This window comes from Steroidobacter sp., assembly GCF_036402275.1.
Lineage (GTDB): Bacteria > Pseudomonadota > Gammaproteobacteria > Steroidobacterales > Steroidobacteraceae > Steroidobacter.
In genome coordinates this window covers 98,213-117,312 of record NZ_DASWTF010000037.1, presented here as the reverse complement: position 1 = coordinate 117,312, position 19,100 = coordinate 98,213, and the positions used below count along the sequence as shown (strand labels likewise).

The 19,100-nt window shown below is 62.5% G+C and carries 14 protein-coding genes and 1 pseudogene; 10 read left to right on the top strand and 5 right to left on the bottom strand.

Annotated elements, in window-relative coordinates; translation table 11 throughout:
- Nucleotides 1–5 precede the first annotated feature (5 nt).
- The 5 genes from VGD45_RS24015 to VGD45_RS23995 form a co-directional block, all read right to left on the bottom strand.
- Complete coding sequence (locus VGD45_RS24015; protein ID WP_349263351.1) at nt 6–623, bottom strand: TetR/AcrR family transcriptional regulator; 618 nt, start codon at nt 621–623, stop codon at nt 6–8.
- A gap of 172 nt (nt 624–795) precedes the next feature.
- On the bottom strand, nt 796–2,388 hold the full coding sequence (locus VGD45_RS24010; RefSeq protein WP_331157903.1) for an AMP-binding protein: 1,593 nt from the start codon (nt 2,386–2,388) through the stop codon (nt 796–798).
- Nucleotides 2,385–4,010, bottom strand: a complete 1,626-nt coding sequence (locus tag VGD45_RS24005) for a carboxylesterase/lipase family protein (protein ID WP_349263345.1) — start codon at nt 4,008–4,010, stop codon at nt 2,385–2,387. The genes VGD45_RS24010 and VGD45_RS24005 overlap by 4 nt, the downstream gene beginning before the upstream one ends.
- Nucleotides 4,010–5,251, bottom strand: a complete 1,242-nt coding sequence (locus VGD45_RS24000; RefSeq protein ID WP_349263350.1) for an MFS transporter — start codon at nt 5,249–5,251, stop codon at nt 4,010–4,012. Before VGD45_RS24000 ends, VGD45_RS24005 begins: the two co-directional genes overlap by 1 nt.
- 63 nt (nt 5,252–5,314) lie before the next feature.
- Complete coding sequence (locus VGD45_RS23995) at nt 5,315–7,555, bottom strand: TonB-dependent receptor (protein WP_331157901.1); 2,241 nt, start codon at nt 7,553–7,555, stop codon at nt 5,315–5,317.
- Between the two features lie 219 nt (nt 7,556–7,774).
- Between VGD45_RS23995 and VGD45_RS23990 the strand changes: the two genes are divergently transcribed.
- The 10 genes and pseudogenes from VGD45_RS23990 to VGD45_RS34430 all read left to right on the top strand — a co-directional run bounded on the left by VGD45_RS23990 (nt 7,775) and on the right by VGD45_RS34430 (nt 19,092).
- On the top strand, nt 7,775–8,494 hold the full coding sequence (locus VGD45_RS23990) for a DUF2238 domain-containing protein (protein WP_331157900.1): 720 nt from the start codon (nt 7,775–7,777) through the stop codon (nt 8,492–8,494).
- A gap of 34 nt (nt 8,495–8,528) precedes the next feature.
- Nucleotides 8,529–9,500, top strand: a complete 972-nt coding sequence (locus VGD45_RS23985; protein WP_331157899.1) for an MBL fold metallo-hydrolase — start codon at nt 8,529–8,531, stop codon at nt 9,498–9,500.
- A gap of 160 nt (nt 9,501–9,660) precedes the next feature.
- Nucleotides 9,661–10,815 carry an efflux RND transporter periplasmic adaptor subunit gene (locus VGD45_RS23980; protein WP_331157898.1) on the top strand — a complete coding sequence of 385 codons (1,155 nt, stop codon included), beginning with the start codon at nt 9,661–9,663 and terminating at the stop codon, nt 10,813–10,815.
- 3 nt (nt 10,816–10,818) lie between these two features.
- Nucleotides 10,819–14,001, top strand: a complete 3,183-nt coding sequence (locus VGD45_RS23975) for an efflux RND transporter permease subunit (protein WP_331157897.1) — start codon at nt 10,819–10,821, stop codon at nt 13,999–14,001.
- Nucleotides 13,994–15,427, top strand: a complete 1,434-nt coding sequence (locus tag VGD45_RS23970; RefSeq protein ID WP_331157896.1) for an efflux transporter outer membrane subunit — start codon at nt 13,994–13,996, stop codon at nt 15,425–15,427. Before VGD45_RS23975 ends, VGD45_RS23970 begins: the two co-directional genes overlap by 8 nt.
- 44 nt (nt 15,428–15,471) lie before the next feature.
- The gene (locus VGD45_RS34440) at nt 15,472–15,705 is read left to right on the top strand and encodes a FitA-like ribbon-helix-helix domain-containing protein (protein ID WP_414717603.1); all 234 of its coding nucleotides are present in this window, start codon (nt 15,472–15,474) and stop codon (nt 15,703–15,705) included.
- Nucleotides 15,706–15,757: 52 nt separating this feature from the next.
- Nucleotides 15,758–16,741, top strand: a complete 984-nt coding sequence (locus VGD45_RS23965; protein WP_331157895.1) for a Gfo/Idh/MocA family oxidoreductase — start codon at nt 15,758–15,760, stop codon at nt 16,739–16,741.
- A 143-nt stretch (nt 16,742–16,884) separates the two neighbouring features.
- Nucleotides 16,885–17,421, top strand: coding sequence for a redoxin domain-containing protein (locus VGD45_RS23960; RefSeq protein ID WP_331157894.1), 537 nt, complete (start codon nt 16,885–16,887; stop codon nt 17,419–17,421).
- A gap of 282 nt (nt 17,422–17,703) precedes the next feature.
- Nucleotides 17,704–18,006 (top strand): annotated as a pseudogene (locus VGD45_RS34435) (ATP-binding cassette domain-containing protein); the annotation flags it as partial.
- A gap of 147 nt (nt 18,007–18,153) precedes the next feature.
- The gene (locus VGD45_RS34430) at nt 18,154–19,092 is read left to right on the top strand and encodes an ATP-binding cassette domain-containing protein (protein ID WP_414717605.1); all 939 of its coding nucleotides are present in this window, start codon (nt 18,154–18,156) and stop codon (nt 19,090–19,092) included.
- Nucleotides 19,093–19,100 lie beyond the last annotated feature (8 nt).

Genomic DNA, 19,100 nt, shown 5'->3' with positions numbered 1-19,100 from the left:
CGCCGCTATTTGCCGCAAATGGCCAGGAAGCCCCCGGCCATGAACCGGGCCATGCGCTGCTTGACCGCCTCGAAATCTTCCGACTGACAGAGGCCGCCGGACAATTTATCGATGCGCCCGGTGCGCGCGAGCGTGAGCAGCAGTGCACCGGTCACGAAGTGATAACCCCAGAAGATATCTTCGTCGGCGCAATTCGGAAGCGCGCGCTTCAACAGAGCGATCAGCCGCAGCACCACCGGGTCGAAGTGCTTGTCCATCAGCTCCGCGCCCCACTCCGGCGTGTTGGCGACCTGCGCGCCAAGCGCGCCGTAGTTTTTCCAACGCTCCCCACCCTGGATATAAAGATCGAGGTCGGTATCGAGGAAGGCGCGCAATGCCCCTTCGACCGTCGGCTTGCCCTTGGTGGCCGCGTCGTAGGCTTCCAGTGCTTCGATCCGACGCGTGCTGGTCACCACGGCGCGGCGGCCGAACACCTGGTCGAACAGCTTTTTCTTGTCCTGGAAGTAATAGTTCATGAGCGTGTGATGCACGCCCACCTGCTTGGCCACGTCCTTCAGCGTGACGCCGTACAGGCCGTGTTTTGAGAACAGATCCTCGGCCACGTCCAGGATCTGCTCCATCATCTCGGCGCGCTGCTCCGCCTTGGTCGGGCGCTTGCCGCGGGCCTTGCTGGATTTCGCAGAGGACTGCTTCGCCTTGCTCGCCCGCTTGCGGCGGGGTTTCACATCTAAGGGCACGTCTGGTCTCCGTCGTCTGCCGCGCGGCCGGGCCGAAGGCCGCGCAGGACGCTTCGACTCAACCGCCGCCGTATTCTAATCTGAGACGCAGCTTGTCGATCTTCCCTGTCGACGCCAGCGGCATGCTCGGCAGGCGGAGCACCGCGTCGGGGATCCACCACGGCGCCACCTGCCCGCGCAGCGCCGAGAGCAGCGCCTCGTCGGTCATTGTCCGCTGCTCACGCATTTCCACCAAGAGGATGGGCCGCTCGCCCCACTTGGGATCGGCGCGGCCGATCACCGCCGCCAGCGACACCTCCGGCAGGCGGCCGATGATGGCTTCGATCTCGGCGGGATTGATCCACTCGCCGCCCGACTTGATCAAGTCCTTCGAGCGCCCGGTGATGATCACCTGACCGTCGTTGTCGATGCGCGCGAGGTCGCCCGTGCTGAACCAGCCATTCGCGTCGGTCGCGGCGCGGTCCTCACCGAAGTAGCGATCGATGACGCTGCAGCCACGCACGCGCAGGTGCCCTTCCACGCCGCGCTGCTCGGGCAAAGGCTGCCCATCCGCATCGGTCAGCAGCAGATCCACACCGACCGCCGGACGGCCTGAAGTCGCCGCGGATCGCTTCGGATCATGCGGCGGCGTCATCGTGCCGGACGGCGACAACTCGGTCATGCCCCAGCTCGTCTGCACCGAGACACGCAGCCGTCGCTCGATGCGTTCCATCAGCGCCGGCGGTAGCGGCGCACCGCCGACGATGATTCGTTTGAGCGACGGCAGCTCACCGCCCGTTGCATCGAGATGCTCGACGAGGCCGAGCCACACGGTGGGTACGCCCACCGCAATCGTGACACCTTCGGCTGCGATGAGCCGCGCCAGGCTCGCGCCATCGGCATGACGCCCGGGTAGAACCAGCTTCGCTCCCGCGGCCGGCACGGCGAACGGCAAGCCCCAGGCGCTCGCATGAAACATCGGCACTACCGTGAGCACACTATCGGCCGCGGAAATGCCCATTACGTCCGCCTGCAACAACTTCAGCGTGTGCAGATAGCTCGAGCGATGCGTGTACGTGACGCCTTTGGGAGCGCCCGTCGTTCCAGAAGTGAAGCACAAGCCTGATGGCGATCGCTCGTCGAATCCGCCCCAGACTGCGGGCGCGCGATCCTCCACGATCGCGTGATCGAGCGAAACGGCTGTCGGACCATGGCGCTCACCCTGCCATGCAGTCACTGGTCCATCGATGATCACGACGTGTGTAACACTCGACGTGCGCTCAACGATCTGCCGCGCGAGGGCGGCGAGATCAGCGCTGACGACGATCACTTTGCAGGCGGACTGAGCCAGCATCGACGCGAGTTGCACAGCCGTCAGTCGCGGGTTGAGCGTGTGGCAGACCGCACCCATGCCCATGATCGCGTACCAGGTCTCGACATGCACTTGAGTATTCCAAGCGAGCGTCGCGACACGATCGCCCAGCACGATGCCGAAGTCCCGTAGCATCGCGGAAATGCGCAGACTGCGTGCCTTCAACTCGGCGTAGCTGACACGATCAGCCTTGCCGCCCTCGCGACCTGTGACCACCTGCGCGCGTGGATGCCACTTGGCGGCGTGCTCGAGAAACTTGTCGAGCGTCAGCGCGAACTCTTGCATGGAGCCGTCGATCATTTGCAACGCTCCGCAGCCGGCGGGAGCGGCGGGGACACGATGCCCACATTCCAGTTCCACGACTGCGCGCCGCTCTCGCGGCGTCGACATACCACCTGCTCGTTCAGTTCGAACATTCCAGGCAAGAGATGAGTGGCCGGGCGTGGCGCATCGGCAAATGCCATGTAAGCGCGCGTCGAGCCATACGGTTGCCATGCCGGCTGTCGATCGGCACTGGGCTGCCCGGTGCGCATGAAGCTCGTCCAATAACCCAGCATCGCCTCTGACATCGCCGACTCAGTTGCTGTCGCCGGATTCTTCGGCCAGCGCGGCGGCGTCCGGTCCATCGTGCCGAAGATGTAAGGCAACTCGGCGGCATGGAAACCATGCAGCCCCGCCTGATCCGCGGCTGGATAGCCATGATCGAAGTAATAAAGGAATGAGCCCTGTCCCAGCGCTGTTTGCCGACGCACGAGCCGCTCCGCCGTCCAGCCATACAATGCGTCACGAGGCGTCGCGAGGATGCTTGCCTCCAGATTGTTAGCCGGGTACTGCTTCAGAAAATCATCCGCAAGATCGGAGTAACGGCTGCGAATCGTTGCTTCGTACTTCGCGGCATCCGCTGGCACTGGCGGTGCGAGAAAGCGCAGCGAACGGATTTCACCGCTATTGAAGCCCGCAACGATGGGCACCGGCGCTTGCTCGCCTCGATCGAACACATCGACCAGCTGACGAGGCAGGACGCGCCCATCGATCGTGCCGAGCGGGAAATAGCCCACCTTGGCCGTGCCTTCCATCAGCTTTGCCGCATCGATGGCTCGCAGGCCTGCCAGGTCTGTCGCACCGAGCGCCGTCGCGATCTGGCTGCCGATGGCTTCAGCCGCCTGTTCGCCAAAGCGCGCTTGCTTCAGCTCCGGCGTCGAAATCATGTAAGCGCTCTGTGCGATGGCCTTGTGGAACAGTCCTCGCGCGGCCGGCGAAGCCATCAGATACATCACGCTGAGCGCGCCGGCGGACTCGCCCGCGATCGTCACATTCGAGGGATCGCCGCCGAAGGCTGCGATGTTCTTTTGCACCCAGCGCAGCGCCTCGATCTGGTCGAGCAACCCGTAGTTACCCGAGACTTTGTCCGGCGATTCGGCGCTCAGCAGAGGATGAGCAAGATAGCCGAGCGCACCCAGGCGGTAATTGATCGATACGACGACAACGCCACGTTCGGCCAGCTTCGCGCCGTCGTACATGGCCTCCGCGCTCGAACCCGTCGTCAGCGAGCCGCCATGGATCCAAACCATCACCGGCGCATCGCGAACGCCCTGCTTGGACCAAACATTGAGGAACAGGCAGTCCTCACTCATTTCCCCCAGCTCGGAGGCATAGATGCTGCCAGGTCGCGACTTCGGCTGCATGCAGGAGGCGCCGAACTTCGTCGCATCGCGCACACCGCTCCACGCGGGCACGGCAACTGGCGGTTTCCATCGCATAGGAGGCCGCGCATACGGCAACCCTTTATATACATCCACGGCACCGTGCGACTCTCCCTGGACAGCGCCGCTTGGCGCGCGAACGAGGGGATTTTGGGCTGCGGCAGGAAACGCAATCATAGCAGCGGCGGTCAGCGCCATCGCCCGCAGAACTGACGACATCAATGTTTATCTCCGATCGCGGCCGTTTCGTGCTCGAGCTTACGCGCCAGCACCAGAAACAGAATGACGGCGAGAATGTAAAAAGGCACGAGCGTGTAGAACGCCAACTGCAGCGAGTTGTTCGGATGCGCGACGCGCAGCAGATCGCTGACCGCGCCCAGGTAAGTGGGCCCGAGCCCCAGCCCGATGAGGTTCATCACCAGCAGCAACAACGCGCCTGACAGCACTCTTTCCTGCGGCAGCACTTCTTCCTGCACCAGCGCGACCGCGGGCGACAGATAGAAGTAGTTGAAAAAAGTGGGCCCCACCAGAAACAGCATCGCAAGCGGCCAGGTTGGGGCCCACACGAAACCGACGAAGAATGGAATCGCCAGCGACAGCCCGACCGCAGGCACCAGCGCATACGCCTTTTTGCCTTGCCGCGCGTACCGGTCGATCAAACGGCCGGACACATACATGCCGGCGCTGATTCCGATGCCGATCAGCAGCGCGTAATAAAGCGCGATCTCATTCAACGTCATGCCTTTCTCGCGCATCACAAAGAGCGTGGTGAAATTCAGCGAGGCATACGTGACGAACTGAGTGGCGCCACAGGCAAACGACACGAGCCGCAGCACGGGATGCGAGAAGAACATCAGGATCGTCGCTCGAAAGCCGGCTGACTTCATCGGCGTGGGCGCAGATGTCGGCACGAAATCGAGGCCGCCGCGAACCGGCTCTCGAACGAACAAATACACCATGGCCGCTGCGGCGATCCCGACCGCGCCAAGTACGACGAACGCACTCCGCCAGCTGTAGCTAGCCGCGATCGATGCGCCGAATGCGACGCCGAGCGCCTGCCCTAACGGTGGCCCGAGATTGAACAAACCGAGCGCCGTGCCGCGCGTGCCCGAAGGAAAATAGTCAGAAATGATGGCGTAGGACGGCGGCACACCGCCGGCCTCGCCCACTCCGACCGCCATGCGCGCCGCGACGAGCTGCGGATAGGTCGAAGAGAACCCGCAAGCGACCGTCGCCGCACTCCACAGCGCGCACGCAAACGACAGCACGCGCACTCGATTGGTCCGATCCGCCAGCCAGCCCACCGGGATGGAGATCAGGCAATAGAACAGCGCGAAATACAATCCGCTGATCAGCCCGAGCTGACCGTCGGTCACACCGAGATCGTCCTGGATCGGCTTGGCCAGGATCGACAGCAGCTGCCGATCCAGGAAGTTCAACACATACACGAAGCACAGCATGCCGAGCACGGTCCAGGCTCGTGCGTCGGGCCGCGCGGCTGCGGCGGTCGACAACAGTAGCTCCTAGAAGTCGTAGTTGAGACGCAGACCCACGGTGCGCGGTCGCATGGTGCCGAACCTGCTCGCCAGGAATGCCTCGGGATGGATGTATGTAATCGAATCGTCGTCGAACAGATTCTCGACATACGCGGTGACGGACAGCTGATCCAGGCTCGCGCCCAACGTGACATTCACATTGTTGTAGCTGTCCGTATAACCGTAAGTCGGCAGCACGCGATTCGGCGCACCCGGCACTCGAGGAAACGAGCTTGGGAACGAATCCACATGCTGGAAGGCAACCGCAAGCGAGCCGCGCGTGCTCGCGATGAAATCGAAGTCATATTGCGCGTACGCCGCACCCTGAAACTTCGGTGCGGCCAGGCGTGCATCGGGAACTGCGCCCGAGATCGCGGCCTCTTGAGGCGAAAGTTTCGTGACGTGGGCGCGATTGAACGACCCGCTCAAACCGAGATGGAGGTCAGCAATCGGTATAGCCGTGATTTCGAACTCGAAACCTTTGCTGCGCGCCTCGCCGATATTGGTGGCGAACTGCACCGAATCCGAAACGCGATTCGCCTGGACCTGGATGTCACTCCAGTCGATGACATACGCGGCGACGTTGGTCGTCAGCAGGCCATCGAGCCAGGTGCCCTTGGCGCCGATTTCGTAATTCTGGATTTTGTCGGTGTCCGCGCCGTTCGGAATGACCAGATCGGTTGGGTCTACGACGCTCGCCCGGCCCGCGAAGCCGTTGACGACGGGCGCGCGAAAACCGGTCGAGACCGTTGCGTAAGTGGTGAGCTCTGGAATCGGCTGGAACGATGCGCTGACCTTATAAGACGGTCGACGTCCTTCTGCCTTCACGCCGACCGCCGGCGCGAGTTGCGTGATCGGAAGCGGCCCGGAGACTCCGGCCAACGCGTACGCCAGATACGGGCTGGTATACCCGCCTTCGACGTAAGCGCGAGCATCGACGCTACCGTAGCGCATGCCGGTGGTGATCCAGAAGCGGTCGCTCACGTGATAAGTGAGCTCGCCGAAGCCCGCGATCTCGTGCGAAATAGCGTGGTTGTATTGCCGCTGGTAATACTCGTCCGGCAGGCCGGTGATGCCACGCGCGGCCAGGAACTCGGGCGACGAGCGATAGAAATAATCGACGTCGTGGCGACGATCGAGGTAAAAGCCGCCGATGATCCAGTCGAATTTGCCGTCCGGATCGGACGCGAGCCGCACCTCTTCGACGAACGTGTCCTGATAGCCATTTGCGTCCAGGCCGAAGGCAATCGCTCCATTGAACGTGCCGGCCAGGTCGACGTAGAACTTCTGATCGAACGTGGAGTAAGTCGACGAGCTGGTGAAGTGCGCGCCGGGGAATTGGTACTCGATGGTTGCGTTGTAATTCGTGAGCTTGCCCACGAACAGGTCCGGGCGATCCGAGACCCGCTTGTTACGGCCCAACGATGGGCTGGTGAGCGAAGAATCCTCGGGATTGCTGTCTTCGTGCGAAACCAGCAACCGCACCGACAAATCATCGTTCGGTTTCCACAGCAGGATGGCCCGGCCACCCCAATCGACCAAGGTATTCGCGTTCTTCTCGCCAGTGCCGACGTTCTCGAGGTAACCCTCTTCATTTCTATAGAACCCGACCATGCGCAGGCCGAGTTTGTCGTCGACCAGCGGCACGTTGACCATGGCGTTGTAACGCTGGCGCAGAGCGTCGCCATCCGTCAGTCCGGTGTCCACCATTGCCGAGGCGTCGTAGTTCGCGAGATCCGGGCTCTTGGTCAGAATGCGTAGCGCGCCCGACAGCGAGCCCGATCCGAACAGCGTGCCCTGCGGGCCGCGCAAGAATTCGATGCGCTCGACGTCGTAGAGATTGGGATCGAGCACCGTCGTGTTGCCGATGGTCGAGATGGGCAACTCGTCGATATATACGGCGACCGTGCTCTGCAAATTCGCGCCGTAGCCGTTGGTGGCGATACCGCGCGCGGTGAAATTGTTGAAGTTGGCGCTGGGCTTGTTGAGCACCACGCCCGGCGTTTCGCGCGCCAGCCCTTCATAGCCGACGATGCCCTTGGTCGTCAGATCTTCCTGGGAGAACGCACTGATGCTGAGAGGCACATCCTGCAGTCGTTCGCTGCGACGGGTCGCGGTAACGATGACTTCTTCTAATTGCGCGCCGTCGCCCGTCGATTGTGACATCGCCGCCATGGGCGCGACCAACACAGCGACCGCCGAGGCGGACGCAAGCACACCGGTCCTCATACCTTTCCCCCCTTGCTGAAGACGCCGGTCTTAGCGCCAGCGCGTGGCATCGATAATGCTCGCGGCCACCCCCGCCGTCAATACTCACTCACTCGCGTGTGAATATCTTTGCAAGGACTGACACAGCCCTGCCGGCGCGCGAGTTGCCGACTGCCTCCCACATCGAGGCTCGCTGCTGGGGTACATTGCGCGCCATCTGTTTGATTTCAGGACTGCCGCTTGAGCCGCAAGACCTATCTGACGACGCTGGCCATTGCCTATTCGGTGCTGTGGATCGTCTGCGCCATTGCCCCGCTCCACCGCTCCGACTGGCTGCTCGAAAACGTGCTGACGCTGATCGGCATCGCGGTCCTGGTGGGCACCTATCGCGTGTTCCCGTTGTCCCGCATCTCGTACACCGCGCTGTTCGTGTTCTTGTGCCTGCACACCATCGGCTCGCACTACACCTACGCTGAAGTCCCGTACGAAGAAGCCGCGCGACAGTGGCTCGGCATTTCCATCAACGAGATTTTCGGTTGGGAGCGCAATAACTACGATCGGCTGGTGCACTTCGGCTACGGCCTGCTGCTCGCCTACCCCATTCGAGAAGTCTTTCTGCGCATCGCCAGCGTGCGCGGCTTCTGGGGCTATTTCCTGCCGCTCGATCTCACCATGTCCACTTCGATGCTCTATGAGCTGATCGAATGGGGCGCGGCAGTCATGTTCGGCGGCGAGCTCGGCGCGGCGTTTCTCGGTTCGCAGGGCGATATCTGGGACGCGCAGAAAGACATGGCGCTCGCTTCTTTGGGCGCGTTGATCGCCATGACGGTGACCGCTTGCATCAACGTGAAGTATCAGCGAGATTTCGCACGCGAATGGGCCGACAGCTTCCGTGTTCACGGCCGCGAGCCGCTCGGTGAGGTTGCGCTGGCTCAGATGCGCGGCAAGCTCAAGCTGTGAGGCTATAATTGCCACCCTTCTCAGAGGGAGCTCCATGAACAAACCCATTGCTTCTATTTCATTCGCCGTTATCGCCGCCCTGTCACTCGCCGCGTGCTCGCGTGAGCCCGCCGCTCCTGCCGCCCCAAAGGCTGAACAGGAAACGCCCGCGCCGGTGCAGCCCAGCCAGACCAACGCTCAGAGCTTCAGCATCGGCCAGTTCACTGGCGTCGCGCTGCTCGACGGCGGCCTGGAATTCCCGAACGACAACAAGACTGTCGGCGTCGGCAAGACGCCCGAAGAGGTCGCGCAGGTGCTGAGCGCCAACGGCCTGCCCACGGACAAGATCAGCCTCACCATTCACCCCTTGCTGGTGAAGACCACGGACCGAGTGCTGTTGTTCGACACCGGCGCTGGCGCGAACTTTGGCCCGAGCGCGGGCGGTCTGATGAAGTCAATGGCTGAAGGCGGCATCGACGCCGGCAGCGTCACCGATATTTTCATTTCACATCCGCATGGCGATCATGTCGGCGGTCTCGTGAATGCCGAGGGCGCGCTCGTTTTCCCGAACGCGACGATTCACATCGCGAAGGCGGACTGGGCATTCCTGCAGGGTCTGACCGCCGAAACCGCTGCAAGCGTCGGCCTCGACAAATATGAGGCGGTGGTCGCGGCGATGTCGCCCAAGGTCGCTGCGTTCGAGCCCAACGCGGACCTGCTTCCTGGCGCAGTCAAAGCAGTCGAGATCCGTGGCCACACGCCCGGCCATTCCGGCTTCCTGATCAGCTCGGGCGATAGCTCGCTGCTGTATATCGGCGACTCCATGCATCACTTCGTGGTCTCGGTGCAGAAGCCTGACTGGACCATCGCGTTCGATCGCGATGCTCCGACCGCCGAGAAGAGCCGCATCGAATTGCTCGAGAAGAGCGCAGCCAGCGGCCAGCGCATCTACGCCGTGCATTTCCCGTATCCTGGCCTGGGCAAATTCGAAAAGCGCGCGGAAGGCTTCGTCTGGGTCGCCGAATAATTCAGTGGGTTCGATGAAGGCCGCCAGGAGCTCGATGTTGCTGGCGGCGTTTCCATATTGATTTTCCAGCAAGCCGGGGCTATACGCGAACGTACGCAACCAAAACACATGACCCCGCGTTACGCCGGGATGTTGTAACGCTGACATCCAAGGCGCCCACATGCTGCAGCTGGCCAGAGGTAGCGGAGTCGTTTGTTTCGTTCTGCTCGGCGCCTGTGGCGGTAACGCTCCGCCCGCGCCTCCACCGCCAGAAGTCGAGGTCTTCGTCGCGAAGGCCCAATCTCTCGAAAATATTACCGAGGTGCCAGGTCGCGTGCAGGCCGTGCGCACCGCTCAGGTGCGTGCGCGAGTCGACGGCATCGTGGAGCGACGTCTTTACAACGAAGGCAGCGACGTCAAAGCCGGTCAGACCCTGTTCCTGATCGACCCGCGCGAACTACGCGCCAGCGCCAGCGCCGTGGAAGCAGCACTCACTCGTGCGTTGGCCACGGCGGCCAACGCCAAACAGGATGTCGAACGTTACAAAGGTCTGGTACAGGAACAGGCGATCAGTCAGCAGGAATTCGATGCCGCGATGGCTCGGCTACGCACCGCCGAGGCCGATGTCGCGCAGACACAGGCGCAACTGGAGAGCGCCAAACTAAACCTGAGTTATACCACCGTCACCGCGCCGATCGCGGGTCGCGCCGGTCGCGCACAGGTTACCGAAGGCGCACTGGTCAGCGCATCGGCGGCGACTTTGCTCACGACCATCGAGCAGCTCGATCCGATCTTTGTGAATTTTTCGCAGTCGAGCGCGTACTTATTATCGATCCGCCGTGAGATGGCGGCGGGCACGCTCAAAGTCCCCGAGCTTGGCAAAGTGGCAGTCACGCTCTTGCTGGAAGACGGCACGCCCTACACTCACCCCGGTCATCTCGACTTCCTTGATCTGTCGATCGACCAGGCGACTGGCACGGCGGCCATCCGTGCGGAGTTCCCGAATCCGGAACGCATTCTCTTGCCCGGACAGTTCGTACGTGCGCGGATCGAAGTGGGTGTTCGGCCGCACGGCTTCTCGATTCCTCAGCGTGCCGTACAACTCACGCCCTCGGGAGCAAACGTACTAGTCGTAGATGAAGGTGACACAGTCGCCGCGCGGCCGATCAAACTCGGCACGCAGCAAGGCGATCAATGGGTAGTGCTCGAAGGGCTCGAGAGCGGCGATCGCGTCATCGTCGACGGGCTCCAGAAAGTTCAGCCGGGTGCGCGTGTTCGCATCGCCGCCCCGGCGAACCAGCCGCCCGACAAGTCCGCGCAGCCGACGGAGCGCTGAGGAGTGTCGCCGCGCTTCTTCATCGACCGGCCGATTTTCTCCTGGGTGATCGCGCTTGGGATCCTGCTCGCCGGCATGCTGGCGCTGCGCTCGCTACCCATCGAGCAATACCCCGACATCGCGCCGCCTTCGCTCACTATCGGCGTGACGTATCCCGGCGCCGACGCCGCAACCCTGGAAACAAACGTCACGCAGGTGATCGAGCAGGAGCTCAACGGCGTCGAAGGCTTTCTCTATATGTCTTCGTCCAGCCAGTCGAATGGCAGCGCCTCGATCACGGTGACGTTCTCTTCGGGCACGGACATCGATGTGGCGCAGATGAATGTTCAGAACCGCCTGCGCGCGGTGGAGCAACGGCTGCCCGAGGAAGTGCGTCGTCAAGGCATTCTGGTCCGCGAGGCGTCGTCCAGCTTTCTGATGATCGTGGCGCTCACGTCCAAGAGCGGTGAGACGAATTCGCTCGAGCTGGGCAACTTCGCCGCCACGCGCGTCATCGACGAGCTTCGTCGCGTGCCCGGCGTCGGTGACATTCGCTCGTTTTCGTCCGAGTACGCGATGCGCGTCTGGCTCGATCCGGACCGTCTTACAACGTACAGCTTATCGGCAGCCGAAGTGCTCGCGGCCGTGCAGGAACAAAACACGCAGTCTCCTGGCGGACAGCTCGGCGATCGCCCGCTTGCGCACGCGTCAGAGTTGAATGCGCCGATTCTCACTCAGAATCGGTTCACCACGGCGGAGCAATTCGCTTCCATCATCCTGCGTGCGAACCCGGATGGATCCGCGGTACGCCTCGGCGACGTGGCCCGCGTCGAACTTGGCGCGCAAAGCTATGGGTCCGATCTGGAGCTCGATGGCAAGCCGGCTGCCGGCATGGGCATTCAACTCTCGACTGGCGCCAATGCCCTCGCGACTGCGGAGGGCGTCAAGGCGCGTCTGACGCAGCTTCAACGCAACTTTCCCCAGGACATCAGCTGGGCTGTGCCCTATGACACGACGCCGTTCATCAGCATCTCAGTGGACGAAGTCGTAAAGACGCTGGTCGAGGCGATGGCGCTGGTGTTCCTGGTCATGTTTCTGTTTCTGCAGAACTGGCGCGCGACTTTGATTCCGACCATCGTCGTGCCCATCGCGCTGGCAGGCGCGTGCCTGGGTCTGTGGGTGCTCGGCTTCTCCATCAATGTGCTGACGTTGTTCGGCATGGTGCTGGCGATCGGCATCCTGGTCGATGACGCCATCGTCGTGGTCGAGAACGTCGAACGCATCATGACGGAGGAAGGCTTGCCGCCGTACGAAGCGACGGTCAAGGCCATGACGCAAATCACCTCGGCGATCATCGGCATCACGCTGGTGCTGGTTGCAGTGTTCGTGCCCATGGCGTTTTTTCCTGGCTCCACGGGTGGCATCTATCGCCAGTTCTCGCTCACGCTCGCACTTTCCATCGCGTTCTCAGCCCTGCTCGCCCTCACGCTTACGCCAGCGCTTTGCGCCACTTTGCTCAAGCCGGAGGATGCGCACGGCGGGGAGCAGCATGGGCACGCGAAGAGCCGCGTCGGCAAATGGTTCGAGCGCTTTTTCGACGGATTCAATCATTGGTTCGGCCGAGTGACCGACCGTTATCAAGGCCGGGTGGGCCAGATCCTCGGCCGGCCGCTCCAATTTCTCGCCGTGTTTCTGTTGATGGTGGGACTGACGCTCATCCTGTTCATGCGACTGCCGGGAAGCTTCTTGCCCGCGGAGGATCAGGGTTCGGTCATCACCGTCGTGCAAGCGCCGCCCGGCGCGACGATCACCCGCACCAACGAGGCCATCGATCAGGTTCGCGCGTTCTATCGCGCGCAGCCACAGACACGCAGTATCGTGTTCATTCGCGGCTTCAGCTTCTTCGGGCAGGGCCAGTCGAATGCGATGTCGTTTGTTTCTTTGAAACCGTGGGAAGACCGTCCCGGCGAAGCGAACAACGCGCTGACTCTGGTCGGCAAGGCCAACACGGCGTTGTCGCAAGTGAAACAGGCGATGATCTTCACGTTGAATCCGCCGTCGATCCCGTCGCTCGGCGTCGCAGCGGGATTCACGTTCAAACTGCAGGACCGCGCCGGGCTTGGGCGGGAAGCGTTGCTCAATGCACGCAATCAGATGCTGGTCGCCGCGAGTCAGAGCCCCCTGCTCTCTGCGGTTCGTCCCGAAGGGCAAGCGGACTCGCCGCAGCTGCGAGTCCTCATCGACAGGATCAAAGCGCGGGCGCTGGGACTTTCCATTGCCGACGTGAACGCCACGCTCGCGATTTCGTTTGCTAGCGCGTACGCGAATGACTTCAGCCGCGAAGGACGCATTCTGCGCGTGTTGTTGCAAGCCGATGCGCTCTATCGCATGACGCCGGAGGATATTCTGGCGCTGCGAGTGAGAAACGCGCAGGGAGAGATGGTTCCATTCGGCGCGTTCACGACCACCGAGTGGACCGCCGGCCCGCCACAGATGGAGCGTTACAACGGCTATCCTGCCATGACGATCTCGGGCTCGCCCGCGCCGGGCCGCTCCACCGGCGAGGCCATGAATGAAATGGCGCGCCTCGCCGAACAGTTGCCGGACGGGCTCGATTTCGAATGGACCGGCATCTCGTACGAGGAACAACAGGCCGGCGGACAGGTGGGCGCGCTGCTCGGCTTGTCGCTCATCGTCGTGTTTTTGTTACTGGCGGCGTTGTATGAGAGCTGGTCGGTGCCATTGTCAGTGCTGCTGATCGTGCCACTCGGCGTGTTGGGAGCCGTGCTGTTCACCATGCTGCGCGGCCTGCCGGCGGATGTTTATTTCAACGTCGGGCTGATCGCGATCATCGGTCTGGCGGCGAAGAACGCCATTCTGATCGTCGAGTTCGCGCTGGAAGAAGAAGCTCATGGCAAGACGCCGCTGGACGCGACCATGAATGCGGTCAAGCTGCGGTTGCGGCCCATCGTCATGACTTCGCTCGCGTTCATTCTTGGCATGGTGCCGCTGGTGCTGTCGAGCGGCGCTGGGGCCGCCAGCCGTATCGCGGTCGGCACGGGCGTGATGGGCGGCATGATTGCCGCAACCATCCTCGGCGTGTTCTTCATTCCTCTCTTATATATGAGCGTGCGGCGGTGGATCGCGCGCAGCCCGCGCCGGCCGCCGGCTGCGACGAGAGATATTCCGGAGTCCGCCAATGGGTAGGGTCTCCACTGCCTTTGTGGTCGTCGCCATGAGCTTGCAGCTCGGTGCTTGTCTGGCGCCTCGTCATGTGCGTCCGGAGTTGCCGACGCCGGACCGTTACTCCGAAGGCTATGTGGAGGATTCGGCCGCTGGGGTGCAGCCCACCACGCTTGGGTGGCGGGATTTCTTCGTGGACCCACGGCTCGAGGCTTTGATCTCCACCGCGCTGGCGAACAATCGAGATCTGGTGATCGCGGTGGCGCAGATTGAAGAGGCGCGAGGGCTGTATCGGATTCAGCGCTCGGAGCGGCTGCCTACTATTGTCGTCAGTGCCGACGGGACGCGCACGGGGCTCGGGCCCGAGAGTGCGGCGAGCCAGGGTATCAGCGCGGCGCCTGGCAGCAGCGTGACTTTCGATCGATATTCGGTCGGGGCAGGCGTCGCTTCGTTCGAGCTGGATTTCTGGGGGCGGGTCCGCAATCTTTCTAATGCGGCGCGCGCCGAGTATCTCGCGACTGTCGAGGCCACGAGGTCATTTCAGCTCTCGTTGATTCGCGATGTGGCGTTGGCCTATTTCGCTTTGCTTGAGGCTGAAGAGCGGCTCGATCTGGCGGAAGCGACGGTCGAGAGTCGTCGTGAAGGGCTGCGCATCGCGAAGAAGCGATTGGATGCGGGCGTGACTTCGGCGCTCGATTTTCGCCAGGCCGAGACTTTGCTGACTCAAGCGGAGACCGAATTGGCGGCGTTGCGGTTTACCAAGGCACAGAACGAGAACTTGCTAACGACGTTGGTTGGGCGCGTGATTGCCGAGCCTCTGCCCGCGCCGCTGGCCTTGGCGGAGCAAGCGCGTTTAGAAACATTGGCGGCGGGGCTGCCTTCCGATCTGCTCTCGAATCGCCCCGACATCCTCGGGGCCGAACTTCGCCTGCGCGCCGCGCGTGCGAATGTCGGCGCTGCTCGTGCGGCGTTTTTTCCTTCGATCACGCTGACTGGCAGTTACGGATACTCGTCGACTGAGCTCGATGACCTGGTCGGCAACGATCGTCGCAGCTGGTCCTACGGCCCCACCATCAGCCTGCCCCTATTCGACTTCGGCGCCCGCCGCGGCAACCTCACCGTCGCCGAGGCCCGCGAGAACATCGCCATCGCCGACTACGAACGCACCGTCCAGGTCAGCTTCCAGGAAGTCTCCGACGCCCTCGCCGGCCGCCGCTTCCTCTCCGAACAAGTCCACGCCCAGGAACGCGCCACCGCCGCCCAACGCACCCTCGCCGAGCTCGCCCACCGCCGCTACAACGAAGGCGTCGTCAGCTACATCGAAGTCCTCGACGCCGAACGCAACCTCTTCGCCGCCGAACAAGCCCTCCTCCAGATCCGCCGCTCCGAAGTCTCCAACCTGGTCTCCCTCTACATCGCCCTCGGCGGCGGCCAGATCGAGTCCCGGTAAAGGCCCAGCTGCAAACCTGACTCTGATGCTGGCATAGTCCGGGCATGGCCATCCGAATCACCGTTCGAGACGTTCCCGAGCGAGTCCGAGCTCAGCTCGTCGCGCGGGCAGCGCTCCAAGGCAAATCCCTGCAAGAATATCTACGCGGCGAGTTGGAAAGAATTGCCTCTCGCCCCTCCGTGGACTCCTGGCTACAACAGGTGCGCAGAAGAAAACGCGCTGCCGATTCGCGGATATCGGCTGCAGAAATCCTCAAGCACAGGGATGCCGCCCGATGACTGCCGCGGCAAGCTCGCCGATGACAATCACCAAGTGCGCGTTTCTAACTCCATGAACCATCCAATCCGACTCGGTATTCTCGGCGCTGCGCGCATCGCTGCGGGGTTTGTGGCGGGGGCGAGGTTGTCGCAGCGGGTGGAAGTGGTGGCGGTGGGGAGTCGGGATGCCGCGAAGGCCGCGGAGTTTGCGAGGGCGCATGGGATTGAGAGAGCGCTGAGTTACGAGGAGTTGCTGGGCGCGATGGATATCGACGCGGTTTACATTCCCTTGCCGAACAGCCTGCACGCACCTTGGTCGATTGCAGCCTTGAGAGCTGGCAAGCATGTGCTATGTGAGAAGCCGCTGGCGCTGTCGGAGGCGGAAGCGCTGGAGATGTTCGAGGCGGCGGATGCGGCGAGTGTGGTGCTGCTCGAAGGGTATCCTTATTTGTATCAGCCGATGATGCAGCAGATCGAACGGCTGATCGCCGAGGGCGCCATCGGCGAGATACAAACCATCACGGCAGCCTGCGGATTTACTCTCAACAACCCCAACGACATCCGGCTCGATCCCTCCCTCGGAGGCGGCGCCCTGTTAGATTCCGGTTGCTACCCAGTGAGTTTCATTCGGCAACTCATCGGCAACCGCCCCACCCGCGTGTCGGCAGTCGCCCGTTGGCGCAACGACGTCGATGAAACATTGGCCGCCACGCTCGAATTTGCAAGCGGCGCCATAGCCCAAGTCACCTGCAGTTTCGCCACCGGACTGCACCGCTCCGCCCTCATCGCCGGCAGCGGGGGCATCATAGAAACCGAATTTCAGAACCACACCATCCGTTCGCAAACCCCGAGCTTCCGGCTGCGACGGGGCAGCGACTGGCGCAACCCAACCGAAACCATTCCAGTACCTCGTGAAGACGGCTTCCGCCTGGAGCTCGACGCGTTCGTCGATATGATCGAACATGGCGACAGCGCTGCGCGTCGCGCGGCCAGCATCGACAACGCCTGGACCCTGGCCGAGATTCTCAACATCGCAAGAGGCGTAGCGACCGCCTGAACCCGGATATGTACGCTAATGTATCTGGCGGCCCGTTTCCGTAACAACGCTACAATCAGCCCGGCTTCTGACATCCACCGAATACAAACCTCCCCAAAACTCCTCCCAACGCCGATCCAGGGCGCGTTTCAGGAGGTCCTTCGATGTTCAAGCAGATTGTCGCCGTCTCCCTCTGCCTGTTGGCTTCCGGCTGCAACCACGACGTTGGCGCGGAGCCTGTACCGCCAGCCAGCCATGGCGCCGCCCCGCTTGCGCCGGAGTTCAAAGGCATCACAGGTTGGATCAACAGCAAGCCGCTGACGATGCAGCAGCTGCGCGGCTCGGTGGTGCTGGTGGAGTTCTGGACCCAGGAATGCATCAACTGCATCCGGGTCACGCCGCACGTCAACGAGTGGCATCGCCGCTATCACGACCGGGGCCTGGTGATCGTCGGCGTGCACACGCCGGAGTATGACCACGAGAAGCTCCCGGGCAGCGTGCAAAAAGCGGTGAAGCGCTTCAACATCGAGTATCCCGTCGCGCTCGACGACGAGTACCAGACCTGGAGCGCTTACGACAATCAATTCTGGCCCGCGCAGTACCTGATCGATGCCGAGGGCCGGATCGTGTATCGGCACTACGGCGAAGGCAACTACGCCGAAACGGAAGCGAAGATCAAGCAACTCCTGGCCGCTCGCTGAAATCGTTGCGAGCATGTGTCGGTGCGCCGCCGGCTGAAAACGGCGGCGACATCGACTACGGTGATCGATTACAATGGCCGCCTCTGGACGCAAGTCCAGAGCTCTATGCGCGAATAAACAACCTCATTTCCACGCTTTATTTTCCTGTCCAAGCGGACGCGCGTGCGCGCGCGTTAGAGGTTGCTTATGTCTCCAATCGTCGTAGTACGCGACGTCGCGTATGAGCTCGCCAATGGTCGCGAGCTGTTCAAGAACCTGAGTTTTCCCCTGAGCGCCGTGCGTTCCGCGCTGGTCGGGCCCAATGGCGTCGGCAAGACCACTCTTGCCCGACTGATCGCCGGTGAGCTCGAGCCGACCCACGGCAGCATTCAACGTCACGGTCCCGTCAAAGTATTCGCTCAGCGCCAGCAGCCCCAGGCCATCACGGTTGCCGAGTTCCTCGCCGATCGTCATGAGTGGTCGCTCACACGCGAGCGTCTGCTCGCGAACATCGATCGTCAGGCGCTATGCACGCAGCTGAGCGGCGGCCAATGGACCCGCGTGCGACTTGCACAAGCGCTGGAAGACGGCTTTCTGATTCTCGATGAGCCCACCAACGACCTGGATCGCGACGGCCGCGAGGCGGTGAGGCAGTTTCTACAGGCCCACACCGGCGGTGTGCTGCTGATTTCTCACGACCGCGAATGTCTGGAGCTCTGTGACGACATTCTGGAGCTCTCCAACACCGGCCTGATGAAGTTCGGGGGCAACTGGCACGACTACGTCATCGAGAAGGAACGAGAGCGGACGCGACTCACCTCCGCGCTCGATCAAGCCAAGCGCGAACGCGACGCCGCCATCGAACATCGATTCGAACAACGCGAGCGGCAGGAGAAGCGCAATCGTCGCGGCGTCAAAGCCGCCGCGCGTGGCGACATTCCGAGGATCGTTGCCGGCGGCCGCAAACGCCAGGCGCAAGTGACCAGCGGCAAGCGCGACACGGCCCTGGTCAATCGAGCCGAAGCAGCGGTTCACAAGGCGCGCGAGGCATTGAGTCAGGTCAAAGTCGATCCCGTGATGTACGCCGACTTGCTCGGCCACGAGTTGCCCGCGCAGAAGCTGGTCGCCGAAGCCGATGGCTTCAACATTCGTTTCAACGACTGGATCTTCGCCACCGATGTCGACTTCGCCTGGCGCGGCAATGTGAGAATCGCGCTGAAGGGCGCGAACGGCTCCGGCAAGTCGACGTTACTCAAAGCATTGATGGGCACGCTCTTCGAAACGCGCGGCCACTTGAACCGCGGCAATTTAGTGACGCTTTATCTCGACCAGCGCGGCAGCGTGCTCGACGAAGACGCGAGCGTCCTTGACAACATTCGCGCGGTATCCGCCGACAACGAGAGCGGCATTCGCAACGACCTCGCCCGCTTCCTGTTCGCGGGAGACGCCGTCTTTCAGAAAGTCCGCGACCTGAGCGGCGGCGAGCGAGTCCGCGCCGCCTTGGCGCGCGGCCTGCTGGGCACGCAAAAGCCCGAGCTCATGCTCCTCGACGAGCCCACCAATAATCTCGACCTAGCCAACATCGAGTTCCTGGAAAATGTGGTGGCGCAATTCCACGGCGCGCTGATCGTCGTCTCCCACGACCAGCGCTTCCTGGACAACTGTGGCATCGATGCGGAGTTCGTCTTGTAACGGGCAGC

Bases quoted from the DNA above. Each gene is read 5' to 3' on its own strand.
- VGD45_RS24015 (WP_349263351.1), bottom strand. From the start codon at position 623: ATGATGGAGCAGATCCTGGACGTGGCCGAGGATCTGTTCTCAAAACAC.
- VGD45_RS24010 (WP_331157903.1), bottom strand. From the start codon at position 2,388: ATGATCGACGGCTCCATGCAAGAGTTCGCGCTGACGCTCGACAAGTTT.
- VGD45_RS24005 (WP_349263345.1), bottom strand. From the start codon at position 4,010: ATGTCGTCAGTTCTGCGGGCGATGGCGCTGACCGCCGCTGCTATGATT.
- VGD45_RS24000 (WP_349263350.1), bottom strand. From the start codon at position 5,251: ATGCTGTGCTTCGTGTATGTGTTGAACTTCCTGGATCGGCAGCTGCTG.
- VGD45_RS23995 (WP_331157901.1), bottom strand. From the start codon at position 7,555: ATGAGGACCGGTGTGCTTGCGTCCGCCTCGGCGGTCGCTGTGTTGGTC.
- VGD45_RS23985 (WP_331157899.1), top strand. From the start codon at position 8,529: ATGAACAAACCCATTGCTTCTATTTCATTCGCCGTTATCGCCGCCCTG.
- VGD45_RS23980 (WP_331157898.1), top strand. From the start codon at position 9,661: ATGCTGCAGCTGGCCAGAGGTAGCGGAGTCGTTTGTTTCGTTCTGCTC.
- VGD45_RS23970 (WP_331157896.1), top strand. From the start codon at position 13,994: ATGGGTAGGGTCTCCACTGCCTTTGTGGTCGTCGCCATGAGCTTGCAG.
- VGD45_RS34440 (WP_414717603.1), top strand. From the start codon at position 15,472: ATGGCCATCCGAATCACCGTTCGAGACGTTCCCGAGCGAGTCCGAGCT.
- VGD45_RS23965 (WP_331157895.1), top strand. From the start codon at position 15,758: ATGAACCATCCAATCCGACTCGGTATTCTCGGCGCTGCGCGCATCGCT.
- VGD45_RS23960 (WP_331157894.1), top strand. From the start codon at position 16,885: ATGTTCAAGCAGATTGTCGCCGTCTCCCTCTGCCTGTTGGCTTCCGGC.
- VGD45_RS34430 (WP_414717605.1), top strand. From the start codon at position 18,154: ATGAAGTTCGGGGGCAACTGGCACGACTACGTCATCGAGAAGGAACGA.